The organism is Streptomyces sp. P6-2-1 (assembly GCF_050613165.1).
Taxonomy (GTDB): Bacteria; Actinomycetota; Actinomycetes; order Streptomycetales; family Streptomycetaceae; genus Streptomyces.
In genome coordinates this window covers 6,211,795-6,225,743 of sequence record NZ_CP192513.1, presented here as the reverse complement: position 1 = coordinate 6,225,743, position 13,949 = coordinate 6,211,795, and the positions used below count along the sequence as shown (strand labels likewise).

At 73.8% G+C, this 13,949-nt stretch carries 11 protein-coding genes; 8 read left to right on the top strand and 3 right to left on the bottom strand.

All coding sequences use genetic code 11. The features are described 5' to 3' along the window. Positions 1 to 10: 10 nt before the first annotated feature. From ACQYWQ_RS26250 to ACQYWQ_RS26240, 3 genes are all read left to right on the top strand, one after another. Positions 11 to 1,219, top strand: a complete 1,209-nt coding sequence (locus ACQYWQ_RS26250; protein ID WP_431038018.1) for a glycine C-acetyltransferase — start codon at positions 11 to 13, stop codon at positions 1,217 to 1,219. A gap of 77 nt (positions 1,220 to 1,296) precedes the next feature. After that, positions 1,297 to 2,196 (top strand): LysR substrate-binding domain-containing protein, encoded by a 900-nt coding sequence (locus ACQYWQ_RS26245; protein ID WP_431038016.1) that lies wholly within the window; start codon positions 1,297 to 1,299, stop codon positions 2,194 to 2,196. A gap of 310 nt (positions 2,197 to 2,506) precedes the next feature. After that, complete coding sequence (locus ACQYWQ_RS26240) at positions 2,507 to 3,031, top strand: AAA family ATPase (RefSeq protein ID WP_431038014.1); 525 nt, start codon at positions 2,507 to 2,509, stop codon at positions 3,029 to 3,031. Positions 3,032 to 3,158: 127 nt separating this feature from the next. Here ACQYWQ_RS26240 and ACQYWQ_RS26235 read toward each other — a convergent pair whose 3' ends face one another. Together ACQYWQ_RS26235 and ACQYWQ_RS26230 are read right to left on the bottom strand one after the other, a co-directional pair. Then, on the bottom strand, positions 3,159 to 4,592 hold the full coding sequence (locus ACQYWQ_RS26235) for a phytoene desaturase family protein (protein ID WP_431038013.1): 1,434 nt from the start codon (positions 4,590 to 4,592) through the stop codon (positions 3,159 to 3,161). Positions 4,593 to 4,685: 93 nt separating this feature from the next. After that, positions 4,686 to 5,606 (bottom strand): inositol monophosphatase family protein, encoded by a 921-nt coding sequence (locus ACQYWQ_RS26230; protein ID WP_431038012.1) that lies wholly within the window; start codon positions 5,604 to 5,606, stop codon positions 4,686 to 4,688. 219 nt (positions 5,607 to 5,825) lie between these two features. On the opposite strand from ACQYWQ_RS26230, the gene ACQYWQ_RS26225 reads away from it, so the two are divergent. The 5 genes from ACQYWQ_RS26225 (at position 5,826) to ACQYWQ_RS26205 (ending at position 11,453) form a co-directional block, all read left to right on the top strand. Then, positions 5,826 to 6,890 (top strand): lipoate--protein ligase family protein, encoded by a 1,065-nt coding sequence (locus ACQYWQ_RS26225; RefSeq protein WP_431039349.1) that lies wholly within the window; start codon positions 5,826 to 5,828, stop codon positions 6,888 to 6,890. 694 nt (positions 6,891 to 7,584) lie between these two features. After that, the gene (locus tag ACQYWQ_RS26220; protein WP_431038010.1) at positions 7,585 to 8,379 is read left to right on the top strand and encodes an ABC transporter permease; all 795 of its coding nucleotides are present in this window, start codon (positions 7,585 to 7,587) and stop codon (positions 8,377 to 8,379) included. Then, positions 8,352 to 9,131 carry an ABC transporter ATP-binding protein gene (locus ACQYWQ_RS26215; protein ID WP_431038008.1) on the top strand — a complete coding sequence of 260 codons (780 nt, stop codon included), beginning with the start codon at positions 8,352 to 8,354 and terminating at the stop codon, positions 9,129 to 9,131. The genes ACQYWQ_RS26220 and ACQYWQ_RS26215 overlap by 28 nt, the downstream gene beginning before the upstream one ends. Positions 9,132 to 9,192: 61 nt before the next feature. Further along, positions 9,193 to 10,287 (top strand): ABC transporter substrate-binding protein, encoded by a 1,095-nt coding sequence (locus ACQYWQ_RS26210; protein ID WP_431038006.1) that lies wholly within the window; start codon positions 9,193 to 9,195, stop codon positions 10,285 to 10,287. Beyond that, on the top strand, positions 10,284 to 11,453 hold the full coding sequence (locus ACQYWQ_RS26205; protein WP_431038005.1) for an LLM class flavin-dependent oxidoreductase: 1,170 nt from the start codon (positions 10,284 to 10,286) through the stop codon (positions 11,451 to 11,453). The genes ACQYWQ_RS26210 and ACQYWQ_RS26205 overlap by 4 nt, the downstream gene beginning before the upstream one ends. 80 nt (positions 11,454 to 11,533) lie before the next feature. Here the strand turns inward: ACQYWQ_RS26205 and ACQYWQ_RS26200 are convergent, their stop codons facing one another. After that, positions 11,534 to 13,945: a glycoside hydrolase family 65 protein gene (locus ACQYWQ_RS26200; RefSeq protein WP_431038004.1), complete on the bottom strand. Its 2,412-nt coding sequence runs from the start codon at positions 13,943 to 13,945 to the stop codon at positions 11,534 to 11,536. Positions 13,946 to 13,949: the final 4 nt, after the last annotated feature.

Genomic DNA, 13,949 nt, shown 5'->3' with positions numbered 1-13,949 from the left:
AGGAAACCCCATGTTCGGCTCCGTGCGCGACCAGCTGCGTGCCACTCTCGACGAGATCACCGCCGAGGGCCTCTACAAGCCCGAGCGCGTCATCGGCACCCCGCAGTCGGCGACCGTCGACGTCACCGCCGGGGGCCGCCCCGGCGAGGTCCTCAACTTCTGCGCCAACAACTACCTCGGCCTCGCCGACAACCCCGAGGTCATCGCCGCCGGGCACGCGGCGCTCGACCGCTGGGGCTACGGCATGGCCTCGGTCCGCTTCATCTGCGGCACGCAGGAGGTGCACAAGGAGCTGGAGGAGCGTCTGTCCGCCTTCCTCGGGCAGGAGGACACCATCCTCTATTCCTCGTGCTTCGACGCGAACGGCGGTGTCTTCGAGACGCTGCTCGGCGCCGAGGACGCCGTCATCTCGGACGCGCTCAACCACGCGTCGATCATCGACGGAATCCGCCTCTCCAAGGCTCGCCGCCTGCGGTACGCGAACCGCGACATGGCCGAGCTGGAGCAGCGTCTCAAGGAGGCGGGCGACGCGCGCCGCCGCCTCATCGTGACCGACGGCGTCTTCTCGATGGACGGCTACCTCGCGCCGCTCCAGGAGATCTGCGACCTCGCCGAGCGGTACGAGGCGATGGTCATGGTCGACGACTCGCACGCGGTCGGCTTCGTCGGCGAGAACGGGCGCGGCACCCCGGAGCTGGCGGGCGTGAGCGACCGGGTCGACATCATCACGGGCACGCTCGGCAAGGCGCTCGGCGGCGCTTCGGGCGGCTACGTGGCGGCGCGCGCCGAGATCGTCGCGCTGCTGCGCCAGCGCTCGCGCCCGTACCTCTTCTCGAACAGCCTCGCGCCGGTCATCGCGGGCGCCTCGCTCAAGGTCATCGACCTCCTCGAAAGCGCCTCCGACCAGCGCGTGCGGCTGCGCGAGAACACCGCGCGCTTCCGCACGGCGATGACCGAAGCCGGGTTCGAGCTGCTGCCCGGCGAACACCCGATCGTGCCCGTCATGTTCCACGAAGCGGCGCTCGCCGGCCGCATGGCGGAGCTGCTGCTCGAACGCGGCGTGTACGTGACCGCGTTCTCGTACCCGGTCGTGCCGCAGGGACAGGCACGCATCCGCGTGCAGCTCTCCGCCGCGCACTCGGCCGAGGACGTCGACCGCGCGGTCGCCGCGTTCGTGTCGGCGCGCGAGGCCTCGGAGACGGACAAGCCCGCGGTCTGAGCGAGGGACCCCTCGCGCGGGCGGCTCGGGGAAGTGTCCCGAGCCGCCCGCTCCGCCGATTTGCGACAATCGTTCCCATGATCGAGGCACGGCGGCTGCACATCCTGCGCGCGGTGGCGGACCACGGCACGGTGACCGCTGCCGCCGCCGCGCTCTACCTGACCCCTTCGGCGGTCTCGCAGCAGCTGAGCGCCCTGGAGCAGGAGACGGGGCACCGGCTCGTCGAGCGCGGGGCCCGCGGCGTGCGGCTCACGCCTCCCGGCGAGATCCTGCTCGCGCACACGCACGCGGTGCTCGCCCAGCTGGAGCGCGCGGAGGCCGAGCTGGCGGCCTACCGCACGGGCGCCTCCGGCACCGTCACGGTGACGTCCTTCGCGACCGGCATCAATCTCGTCGTGGCCCCGGCGCTCGCCGTCCTCACCGACACGGCACCGGGGATACGGGTACGGGTGAGGGACGCCGAGGGTGACGCGAGCCTGCGGATGGTGCTCGACCGCCGTACGGACGTCGCCGTGGCCGTCGAGTACCGGGGCGCCCCGGGCGCCGACGACCCGCGCCTGACCCGCGTCCCGCTCTACGCGGAGCCCTTCGACGCGGTCCTCCCGCCGGGCCACCCCCTCACGGCCGCCGTACGCGTCCCGCTCGCCGACCTCGCGGCCGACCCGTGGATCGGGCCCTTCCCCGGCAACCCGTGCCACGACGTGGTCGTCCTCGCCTGCGAGCACGCCGGTTTCCAGCCGCCCATCGAGCACCTCTCCGACGACTTCCGCGCGGTCGTCGCCCTCGCGGCGGCGGGCGCGGGCGTCGCCCTCGTCCCCCGCTCGGCGCTGCGCGGCATGGACCTCGACGGCGCCGTGGTCCGCCCGGTGGACGGCGTGGCCCCCACCCGCAGGGTCTTCGCGGCGGTGCGCTGCGGAGCGGAGGACCACCCGCTGATCCGGCCGGTGCTGGAGGCGCTGGGGAAGGCGGCGGGGTGAGAGCGCGGACCTGGCACGCGGGACGGGTGGCGCCGAGGGAGACGTGCGGGGTGCGGTTCGGGGCGGGAAAACCCGTCGCGGCGCCGCGGGCCCGGTGGTAGACCTCCGGCGTGCGAGAGATCCTGGACCGCCCTGACCCGCCGCGGTCGAACGACGAGCGTCCCTCAGCCCTCCAGAAGCCGGCATGCCCCGGCCCGACGCGGTCCCAGCCGGTCCAGCGCCGCCCGGACACGGTACGCGGGGCCCTCCCCGTCGGCGGTCGGCACCGGCGCCACGACGACCGGCTCGTGGCCGGGGAACCGGACGAGACGTGACGGACCTGTTCTTGCTGGTCGGCCTGCCCGGGGCCGGTAAGACGACGCGAGCCCGGCGGCTCGCGGAGGAGCACGGCGCCCTGCGCCTGACGCCCGACGAGTGGATGCTCCCGCTCTTCGGCGCGTCGGACCCGGACGGAAAACGGGACGTGCTGGAGGGCCGGCTGCTGTGGCTGGCGCTGGAGGCGGTGCGGCTCGGCACGCACGTCGTCCTCGACTACGGATGCTGGTCCCGCGCCGAGCGCTCCGCGATCCGCTGCCTGGCGGAGGCCGAGGGGGCTCGCTTCCGCATCGTCCACCTCCCGGTCACCGAGGAGACCAGGCGCGCCCGCATCGCCCACCGCCGGGCGACCGCGCCCGGCGAGACGTTCCCGATGACGGAGGCCGAGATCGCCTTCGGCCGAGCGCACTTCCAGGAGCCCGACGCGGCGGAAATCGACGGGACCGCGACGTACGATCCGCCTGCGGGCTGGACGACGTGGCGGCAGTGGGCGGCATGGCGGTGGCCGTCGTTCGGGTAACGAGGTCTCCCGGGCCGGCCGTCCGGGGCGCCCGTGGGCCGCCGGGGCTCGGGCGGGGTGGGAGGACCGCGTCTCGCGGGCGAGCGCCCCGTGGGGCCGGACCCCTCGGTGTCTCAGTCCCCGTTCGTCATCGCGCCGCGTCCCGCGCTCTCAGGGCTCGCCACACCGCTCGTGCCGCGTTGTGGCCGCTCATGCCGTGGACGCCGGGGCCCGGCGGGGTCGCCGATGAGCAGAGGAAGACGGCGGGGTGGCGGGTGGCGTAGGGGCGGAGGGTGGGGCGGGGGCGGAAGAGGAGCTGGAGGCCGCTCGCCGCGCCGCAGGCGATGTCGCCGCCGACGTAGTTGGCGTTGCGCGCGGCGAGTTGGGGTGGGCCCGCGGTGGCACGGGCGAGGATCAGGTCGCGGAAGCCGGGCGCGAAGCGTTCGATCTTGCGCTCGATGACGTCGGTGAGGTCGCCCTCCCAGCCGTGCGGGACGTGCCCGTACGCCCAGAAGACGTGCTTGCCCTCGGGGGCGCGGCCCGGGTCGACGAGGCTCGGCTGGACGGTGATGAGGAAGGGGTCGGCGGGCGGGACGCCGCGCCGCGAGACGTTCACAAGGGCGCGGGAGATGTCGTGGCTGCCGGGGCCGAGCTGCACCGTACCGGCGCGGCGGGCCGCCTCGGAGGTCCAGGGGACGGGCCCGTCGAGTGCGTAGTCGAGCTTGAAGACGGAGGCACCGTAGCGGTAGCGCGGGTAGGCGCGGTCGCCGAGCCCGGCGATGCGGGCGAGGGCGTGCGGGGAGGTGTCGAAGAGGTAGGCGCGCGCGGGCGGGAGGTCGTCGAGGCGGCGGACCTCGAAGCCGGTCTCCACGGTGCCGCCGAGGTTCTTGAGGTACGCGGCGAGGGCGCCGGTGATCGCGCCTGAGCCGCCCGCGGCGACCGGCCAGCCGCGCGCGTGCGCGGCGAGCGCGAAGAGGAGCCCCACGGCGGAGGTCGCCGGGCCGCTCAGCGGGGCGATGACGTGGCCGACGAGCCCGGCGAGCAGCGCGCGGGCGCGGTCCTCGCGGAAGCGGGCGAGGAGGACATGGGCGGGGGGCAGCCCGGCGACGCCGAAGCGGGCGAGGGCGAGCGGGTCGCGGGGCAGCGCGGTGGAGGGGAGCGCCATGAAGTCGCGCAGCACGGCGTCCCAGTGCCGCAAAAGCGGGGTGACGAGGCGCCGGTACGTGCCCGCGTCGCGCGCGCCGAGCGAGGCGGCGGTCTCGCCGACGGACCGGGCGAGCACGGCGGCGTCGCCGCCGGGCAGCGGGTGCGCCATCGGCAGCTCCGGGTGGAGCCAGCGCAGCCCGTACCGCGCGAGGGGCAGCGCCCGGAAGGCGGGCGAGGCGATGCCGAGAGGGTGGGCGGCCGAGCAGGGGTCGTGGTGGAAGCCGGGGAGGGTCAGCTCCTCGGTGCGCGCGCCGCCGCCGACCTCGGACGCGGCCTCGAAGACGGCGACGGAGAGGCCCCTGCGGGCCAGTTCGACGGCGGCGGTGAGCCCGTTGGGTCCCGCTCCCACGACGACCGCGTCCAGCAAAGTCGACACCTTCGGACTCCTCACGTCAGCCGACGGCCCGGCGGTCAGGATATGCCGCGGGGCACCGCCCGAAGCCACGCTTTCCCGGCCCTTGACGCTCCCTCACGCCGCGCTGTCCCTCGTCTCGCCCGCCAGCAGCGCGCGGACGCGCTCGGCCGTGGCCGCGTCGCGCGCGGTGGTGAAGGGCAGCGCGTTGCCCCCGGTGATACGGAACGGGGCGCCGTCGGTCGTCAGGTGCGCCCCGCCGGTCTCCTCGACGAGGAGGAGCCCGGCCGCGTGGTCCCAGGCCAGCTCCCAGCCGAAGGCCGTGGCGTCGAGTTCGCCGCGCGCCACGGCGAGGTATTCGAGCCCTGCGGAGCCGCAGGGGCGCGGCGCGAGGCCGGGCACGTCGAGGCGGCGGAGCTGGGCCTGCTGGGGTCCTGTCGTGTAGTCGGGGTGCGAGCAGGCGACGCTCAGCGGCTCGCCGGGCACGGCGGCCGTACGGGTCAGGGGCTCGCCGTTGAGCTGGGCGCCCCTGCCCCGCACGGCCACGGCCATGAGGCCGAGGACGGGCGCGTACGTCCAGGAGGCGACGACCTCGCCTTCGAGCGCGAGCGCGACGAGCGTGCAGAAGCCGGGCTCGCCGCGGACGAACTGGCGGGTGCCGTCGACCGGGTCGACGATCCACACGGGCGCGGCGCCGCGCAGCGCCTCGTACCTGCCCGGGTCCTCGGCGACGGCCTCCTCGCCGACGACGACGGAGCCGGGCAGGAGGGCGGGCAGGCTCTCGGTGAGGAGCTGTTCGGCCTCGCGGTCGGCGACGGTCACGAGGTCGTGGGGGCCTGACTTCGTGCTGACCTCGCTGTCCGTGAGGTGGCGGAAGCGCGGCAGTACGGCGCGGTCGACGGCGGCGCGCACGGCGGCCTCGACGGCGGCGAGGAGGCCGGTGTCGAGGCGGGCGGCGAGCGGCGCGGCGGAGGCGGGAACGGCGACGGCGCGGCCGGCGGGGTGGGCCGGGGCGGAATCGCGCAGGTCTTCGAGCATGGGTTCATGAGAGCACGGGGCACTGACAACCGGGAGCAGGAGGGGGAACGGGGGCTTGCGGGCAGGGGAACGGCGGGCGCCGGGCACGGTCGCTGTCTCCCGCCCCGCCACGCGTCACCCCCGCCACGGGAATCCCGCACCCCCCGCTAACGTTGCCCTGTCCGCAGGGAAATGACCGAAGTGCCCGTCCCGGGCCCGGAACAGTTGGAGGCGGCGGCCGTGCACGGTGAGTACAAGATCCCGGGCGGGAAGCTCGTGGTGGTGGACCTCGACGAGGAGGGCGGGGTCCTGCGCGACGTGCGCGTGGCCGGGGACTTCTTCCTCGAACCCGACGAGGCGATCGACGCGATCAACGCGGCGCTGGAAGGCGCCCCGTCCGGCACGGACGGCAGCGGGCTCGCCGCGCGGGTGCAGGCCGCGCTGCCGCCGGGCACGGTCATGTACGGGCTGACCGCCGAGGGCATCGGCATCGCGGTGCGCCGGGCGCTCGCGCGGGCGACGGACTGGACCGACTACGACTGGCAGCTCATCCACGACGGGCCGCAGCCCGTGGGCCTGCACCTCGCACTCGACGAGATCCTCACGCAGGAGGTCGCCGCGGGGCACCGCCCGCCGACGCTGCGGGTGTGGGAGTGGCAGGACCCTGCCGTCGTGATCGGCAGCTTCCAGTCGCTGCGCAACGAGGTGGACCCGGACGGCGCGGCCAAGCACGGCGTGACGGTGGTGCGCCGCGTGACGGGTGGCGGGGCGATGTTCATGGAGGCGGGCAACAGCATCACGTACTCGCTCTCCGTGCCGAGCGCGCTCGTCGAGGGCCTGTCCTTCGCGGACAGCTACGCCTACCTCGACGACTGGGTGCTCTCCGCCCTGGGCGACATGGGCATCAAGGCGTGGTACCAGCCGCTCAACGACATCGCGACCGACGCGGGGAAGATCGCCGGTGCCGCGCAGCGCCGCGTCGCCGCGCCGCAGGGCGGCGTGCCCGCCGTGCTGCACCACGTCACGATGGCGTACGACATGGACGCCGACAAGATGACCGAGGTGCTCCGCATCGGCAAGGAGAAGCTCTCCGACAAGGGCACGACGAGCGCCAAGAAGCGCGTCGACCCGTTGCGCCGCCAGACGGGTCTGCCGCGCGAGGCCGTCATCGCCAACATGGTCGCCTCCTTCCGCAGCCGGTACGGGCTCGCGGAGGGCTCCGTGACGGAGGAGGAGATGGCGCGGGCGCGTGAACTGGCGCGGACGAAGTTCGACTCCGAGGAGTGGACGGCGCGGGTCCCCTGACGGGTCCGCGCGGACCGGGGCGGTCGCACCGCTCCCGGGTCCGCGCGCACGACCCGCCCTCATGACGCGGACGTTCCCCACGGGGGCGTCCGCGTCGTCCTTTTCCGAGCGGGTACGGGCCCCGCTCCCCCGCACGCCTCGGCGCGACCGTCCGGCTGTCGAGACGCCCGTTGACCGCCTGTGGCCCACCTCGCTACGTTCGGCGGCATGTTGCGTTCAGCTCTGCTCACCTCGCGTGGTCACATCGACCTGCTGCTGGTGGCCTCGGCCGCGTGTCGTCGCGACCGCTGACGCCTTTCTCCCCCTCGTTCTCCCGCCTTCCCGCGACCTGATCAACCGGGCCGTGCGCCGAGGCGTACCCGTGTGCCGGTGTCCCGGCGCGCCCGCGGCGCCGCGTACCGCCCCGGTTCCTCGTCCGAGCGCCGGGTAACCGCCCGCACCCACGCGGGTCCTCGGCGTGCCCCGACGCCATCGCCCGGCCCCGCATCGCCTCCCTGGAGACGTCATGACTGTCGGCCATCCCCCACCAGGCCCCACCCCCACCCCCGTCCCCGTCACCGCAGACGCAGACGCAGTACCAACCCCGGACACAGGAACAGAGACAGGCGCAGGCAAAGGCTCCGGCGTAGCCGCCGCGCCGGCCGACGGGAAGCCGGAATCCGATACCGCGCGGGCGGCGGACGACCCCGAACTCGTGCCGCTGGCCGCCGTCGCCGGGCGGCGGGCGCGCGTACCGCGCTGGCTGCGGCGCACCTCGGGTCCCTTGCTGCTGCTCGCGGTGTGGGAGGTGCTGAGCGCGAGCGGAGCGCTGCCCGCGCACATCCTCGCCCCGCCCGCGACCATCGCCCGTGTCGGCGCCGATCTCGTCGCCGACGGTTCCCTGCCCTCCGCCATGCTGGTCTCGCTCCAGCGCGTCGCCCTCGGGCTGCTGCTGGGGCTCGTGGTGGGGGTCGGGCTCGCGCTGCTCTCGGGGCTCTTCCGGGCCGGTGAGGACCTGGTGGACGCGAGTGTGCAGATGCTGCGCACCGTGCCCTTCGTCGGACTCATCCCGCTCTTCATCATCTGGTTCGGGATCGGCGAGACCCCCAAGGTCGCCATCATCACGCTCGGTGTGACCTTCCCGCTCTACCTCAACGTCTACGCGGGCATCCGGGGCGTCGACGCGCAGCTCATCGAGGCCGGTGAGTCGCTCGGCCTCTCGCGCTGGGGCCTCGTCAGGCACGTCGTCCTGCCGGGGGCGCTGCCGGGCGCGATGACCGGGCTGCGTTTCTCGCTGGGGATCGCGTGGCTCGCGCTGGTCTTCGCCGAACAGGTCAACGCGGACTCGGGCATCGGTTTCCTCATGGTGCAGGCGCGGGACTTCCTGCGCACCGACGTCATCGTCGTGTGCCTCATCGTCTACGCCTTCCTCGGCCTCCTCGCCGATTTCGTCGTCCGCGCTCTCGAAAGGCTGTTGTTGCAATGGCGACCGACGTTCACCGGCCGGTGACCCCCGCGCGGGCCCGGGGAGCGAGCGCCCCGGGTGCGGCCGTCCGGGTCGAAGGGCTGAGCCGCGTCTTCGACGGGCGCCCCGTACTCGACGGGCTCCATCTGACCGTGCGTCCGGGGGAGTTCGTGGCGCTGCTGGGGCGCAGCGGCTGCGGGAAGTCCACGCTGCTGCGGATTCTGGCGGGCCTCGACCGGGAGATCGAGGGGACCGTTCTCGTGCCCCGGCGCAGAGCCGTGGCCTTCCAGTCGCCCCGGCTGATGCCGTGGAAGCGCGTGTGGCGCAACGTCCTGCTCGGGCTCGACGGGCCGCTCGACCGTTCCCGCGCCGAACGGGCCCTCGCCGAGGTCGGCCTGGGCGAGCGGGCGGGGGCGTGGCCGAAGACACTCTCGGGTGGCGAGGCCCAGCGCGCCTCGCTGGCCAGGGCACTCGTGCGCGAGCCCGAACTCCTGCTTCTGGACGAGCCGTTCGGGGCGCTCGACGCGCTCACCCGGATCAAGGCGCAGCGGCTCGTGGACGAGGTGTGGCAGCGGCACGGCTGCGCGGTGCTCCTCGTCACGCACGACGTGGAGGAGGCGGTCCTGCTCGCCGACCGTGTCCTCGTCATGGACGGCGGGACCATCGCCCACGAGGTGCCCGTCACGCTCGACCGGCCCCGCGAGCTGACCGACCCGCGCTTCTCCGCACTCCGCGCCGATCTCCTGGAGCGGCTCGGGGTCACCCCGACGGCCACCGCCGAAGAAGCCCGCGCCTGAGCGCGCGGGGGACGCGACCCGGGCCTGTGCGCCCCTCCCCTTCCACCCGATCGGACTCCTCATGCCACCCCGCACACCCCGTACACCCCGTACACCCCGTACACCCCGCCCACGCCGCCTGACGCCCGCCCTCTTCCTCCTCGTCCCGCTCGCGCTCCTCGCCTCCGCCTGCGGTGCCTCCTCCTCCGCCTCGACCTCCGGTTCCGGCTCCTCCGGGCGGACCGACGGAAAGGGCTCGGTCACCCTCGACGTCGGTGACCAGAAGGGAGGTTCGGAAGCGCTGCTGCGCGCGAGCGGCGAGCTGGACGACCTCGGCTACCGCATCAAGTGGTCGACGTTCACCTCGGGTCCTCCGCTCCTGGAGGCGGTCAACGCGAAGGCCGTCGACATCGGCGGCGTCGGCAACACGCCGCCGGTCTTCGCCGCGGGCGCCGGGTCGAAGGTCACGGTGGTCGCGGCCTCGCACGGGGACAGCTCGGCCGAGGCGATCCTCGTACCGCCGGACTCGCCGCTCACGAAGGCCCCGCAGCTCAAGGGCAAGTCCGTCGCCGTGGCGCAGGGTTCGTCCGCGCACTTCCAGCTCGTCGCCTCGCTCAGGAAGGCCGGGCTCACGCTCTCCGACGTCAAGGTCAAGTACCTCCAGCCCGCCGACGCGCTCGCCGCCTTCACGAGCGGCAAGGTCGACGCGTGGGCCGTGTGGGACCCGTACACCTCGCAGGTCCTCACCGCGAAGCAGGGCCGGGTCCTCACCGACGGCCGGGGAGTCGTGAACGGCCTCAACTTCCAGGTGGCGGCGCCCTCCGCGCTGTCGGACGCGAAGAAGTCGGCCGCGATCGCCGACTACTTGAAGCGGCTGCGGCGGGCCGAGAAATGGGTCGTGGCGCACCCCGAGGCGTGGGCGAAGGTCTGGGCGAAGGACACGGGGCTGCCGTACGAGGTGGCGCTCGCCGCCGTGAAGCGCTCGTACGGGACACGGATCACCGTCGCCGTGGACAAGGACGTGGTGGCCTCGGAGCAGGCCATCGCCGACACCTTCGCCGAGCTGGACCTCATCCCGCGCCGCATCGACTTCGCGCGGTACACCGACACCCGGTTCAACGAAGGGCTCCCGCCCTCGACCACCGAGCCCCGCACTGTGAAGGAGTCCTCGTCATGAGTGTCCGCCTGCACTGGTTCCTGCCCACGGGCGGCGACGGCCGCACCCTCGTCGACCGCCACGCCTACACCGACGGCGGCGTGTCCCGCGCGCGGGTCACGCCCGTGAGCGGGGTGAGGCCGCCGGACATCGACTACCTCGCGCAGATCGCGAAGGCGGCCGAACACCTCGGGTTCGAAGGCGTGCTGACCCCGACGGGCACGTGGTGCGAGGACGCCTGGCTGACGACGGCCGCCCTGGCGCAGCACACGGAGCGGCTCAAGTTCCTCGTCGCCTTCCGGCCCGGGGTGCTCTCGCCGGTCCTCGCCGCGCAGATGGCCGCCACGTACCAGCGTGTCACGCGGGGGCGGCTGCTCCTCAACGTCGTGACGGGCGGGGACGCGACGGAGCAGCGGCGCTTCGGCGACCACGTGGGGCACGACGAACGGTACGCGCGCACCGACGAGTTCCTGTCCATCGTGCGCGGGGCGTGGTCGGGGAAGCCGTACGACTTCGAGGGGAAGCACTACCGGGTCGACGGCGGGCTCACCGCGCTGCCGCCCGACCCGCTGCCCGAGGTGTTCTTCGGCGGCTCCTCGGCCGCGGCAGGCCCGGTCGCCGCGCGTCACGCGGACGTGTACCTGACGTGGGGCGAACCGCCGGCGCAGGTGCGCGAGAAGATCGACTGGGTGCGGGGGCTCGCGGCGCGCGAGGGCCGTACCGTGCGCTTCGGCATCCGGCTGCACACGATCTCGCGGGACTCGTCCGCGGAGGCGTGGCGCACCGCGCGCGGGCTGCTCGACGACCTGGACGCGGACACCGTCGCGGCGGCGCAGGAGGCGCTCGGGCGCAGCGAGTCCGTGGGGCAGCGACGGATGCTCGCGCTGCACGGCGGCTCGCGCGAGAGCCTGGAGGTCTCGCCCAACCTGTGGGCGGGTGTGGGGCTCGTGCGCGGGGGCGCGGGGACCGCGCTCGTGGGCAGTCACGCGGAGGTCGCCGACCGCGTCGAGGAGTACCACGCGCTCGGCGTGGACCACTTCATCTTCTCCGGGTACCCGCACCTGGAGGAGGCGTACTGGTTCGGCGAGGGGGTGATGCCGGAGCTGGCGGCGCGGGGGCTGTGGCAACGGCCCGGCGCGGCGGCCTTCGGCGGCGGGGTGCCGCTCACGGTGTCGGGCGGTCGCTGAGCGGACCGGCGCGGCAGGGGCCACGTACCGCGAACGCGCGAAGCCGGCGCGCGTGGCCCCTGCCCGCACCACTGGGCCCGTCAGTCCCCGTCCGGCAGCGTGAGGTGGAAGGAGTCGCCGGGGCGCAGCGTCACCGTGCGGTCCACGAGGCGGATGTCGAGCGAGGGACGGTTGGCCTCGGGGAGGCTGATGTCGAGGCCGCCCGAGCGCATCCGGAAGCGCACGCCCCACAGGTGGCGGTAGTGGATCGCGAAGTCGTAGCCGGACAGCTCCGGTTGGGGCACGGGGTCGAGGCTGAGGGCGCCGTCGGAGCGGATGCGCAGCCCGGTGAGGCAGCGCTGCACGAGGTCGAGCGTCCCCGCCATCGCGCCGAGGTGGATGCCCTCTCCCGTCGTACCGCCCTGGAGGTCGGCGACGTCGCCGCGCAGCGCCTCCTGGAAGAAGCCCCACGCCTGCGTGGGCCGCACCCGGGCCAGCACCCAGGCGTGCACGAGTCCGCTGAGCGTCGAACCGTGGCTCGTGCGGGCCACGTAGTAGTCGACGGTGCGGCGCCACGTCTCGTCATCGAGGCGGTGGCCCAACCGGGCGAAGAGCGCGCGCAGTTCGCGGGGCGGGAAGAGGTAGCCGAGCATGAGCGTGTCGGCCTGCTTGGAGGCCTGGTAGCGGTTGACGGTGTCGCCCTCGGCCTCCAGGACGCGGTCGAGGCGGCGGATGTCGCCGTACTTGGTGGACATGCCGACCCAGTCGAGTTCGCGCAGTTCCCCGTAGCCGTCGAACTGGCTGACGACGCCCTGGTGGAAGGGAACGTGGAGACGGCGCGAGATGTCGTCCCAGTGGGCGAGTTCGGTGTCGTCGAGCCCGGTGTGCTCGGCGAGTTCCGCGCGGCGCTCCTCGGGGAGCGCGGCGAGCGATTCGAGGGTCCGCTGGAGGACCCAGGCGGCGGTGACGTTGGTGTACGCGTTGTCGTCGAGCCCGGGTTCGGCCGCGTCGGGGTAGGCGTCGTGGTACTCGTCGGGACCGACGACGCGGCGGATGCGGTAGCGCCCGAGGTCGCCGTCCCACTCGGACTTCGAGGCCCAGAAGCGGGAGATCTGGAGGAGCATCTCGGCGCCCTCGTGCTCCATGAAGCGGGTGTCACCCGTGGCGCGCGCGTAGCTCCACACGTTGTACGCGACGGCCGAGCCGATGTGGTGCTGGAGCCGCGAGTTGTCGGGCAGCCACCGCCCGGAGCTGGGGTTGAGGTGGAGTTCCTGGGTCTCCTCGCGGCCGTCGCTGCCGGACTGCCAGGGGTACATCGCGCCGTCGTACCCGGCGTCGCGTGCGAGGCGGCGGGCGCGGTTCAGGCGGCGGTGCCGGTAGCGGAGCAGGCCCTTGGAGACCTCGGGGAAGTGCAGGTTGAGGTAGGGCAGGACGAAGAGTTCGTCCCAGAAGACGTGTCCCCTGTACGCCTCCCCGTTGAGGCCGCGCGCGGGTACGCCCGCGTCGAGGTCGGCGGTGTGCGGGGACACGGTCTGGAGCACGTGGAAGAGGTGGAAGCGCAGGATGTGCCCGGCCTCGTCGGGGACTTCGAGGAGCGCGCGGTGCCACAGGCGCTGCCAGGCGAGGCGGTGGTCGAGGAGCAGCTGGTCCCAGCCGGGCACGTTGCGCACGCCGTCGAGCGCGGCGTCGAGCGGGTCGCTGATCGCCGAGTCGCGCGAGGTGTGCAGCGCGACGATCTTGTCGACCGTCGCCGTCGCACCCTGCTTCAGGTCCAGGTTCAGGCGGGTCGCGGGCCGGTGCGGGCTGCCGGTGGAAGGGCGCGGTGCGCACGGGGGGCCCTCGCCGCTGTACGTACGCGCGGCGACCGCCACCGTGATACCCGAGCTGACCGTGCGCGCGCGGACCCACACGGTGCAGTCCTCGGGGTAGCCGCTCTTGATCTCGGCGAGGTGCTGCCCATTCAGCTCGCGGTAGCGGGCCACGCCGTCGTTGGTGACGCCCGCGTCGAGCGCGGACTCGACTTCGAGGGTGCCGTCGAAGTTCTCGGCGGTGAACTCGGTGCGCAGCGCGGCGAGATGGGGGTCGTCCATGTGGACGATGCGGAGCTGGCGCACGCGCAGTCGGCGGCCCGATGCGTCCTCGTACACGAGGTGGCGTTCGAAGACGCCCGCGCGCAGGTCGAGGAGCTGGCGGTAGGAGTGCAGCCCGGCGTCGTCGGGCGTGTACCAGTCGGTGCCGCTGCCGCCTTCGGGCGGGGTGAGCCGGTAGCGCAGGGGCAGCCAGTTGGGGAGGTTGACCATGTCCTCGTTGGACACGGTCTGCCCGGCGACCTCCGAGGTGAGCCGGTTGTAGACACCGGCGGCGTAGGTGCCCGGGTAGTGCGCGCCGCCCGCGGCGCACTCGGGGGCGGCGCCCCGGGTCGCGAAGTAGCCGTTCCCGAGGCTGCACAGGGATTCGCGCAGCGTCTCCTCGGCGGGGTCGTAGCCCTCGTACTCCCACGTCCACTCGGACATGTGG

What these genes read in the sequence shown, in the direction of transcription:
- ACQYWQ_RS26250 (WP_431038018.1), top strand. Translation starts at nt 11, where the DNA reads ATGTTCGGCTCCGTGCGCGACCAGCTGCGTGCCACTCTCGACGAGATC.
- ACQYWQ_RS26245 (WP_431038016.1), top strand. Translation starts at nt 1,297, where the DNA reads ATGATCGAGGCACGGCGGCTGCACATCCTGCGCGCGGTGGCGGACCAC.
- ACQYWQ_RS26230 (WP_431038012.1), bottom strand. Translation starts at nt 5,606, where the DNA reads ATGCTCGAAGACCTGCGCGATTCCGCCCCGGCCCACCCCGCCGGCCGC.
- ACQYWQ_RS26215 (WP_431038008.1), top strand. Translation starts at nt 8,352, where the DNA reads ATGGCGACCGACGTTCACCGGCCGGTGACCCCCGCGCGGGCCCGGGGA.
- ACQYWQ_RS26210 (WP_431038006.1), top strand. Translation starts at nt 9,193, where the DNA reads ATGCCACCCCGCACACCCCGTACACCCCGTACACCCCGTACACCCCGC.
- ACQYWQ_RS26205 (WP_431038005.1), top strand. Translation starts at nt 10,284, where the DNA reads ATGAGTGTCCGCCTGCACTGGTTCCTGCCCACGGGCGGCGACGGCCGC.
- ACQYWQ_RS26200 (WP_431038004.1), bottom strand. Translation starts at nt 13,945, where the DNA reads ATGTCCGAGTGGACGTGGGAGTACGAGGGCTACGACCCCGCCGAGGAG.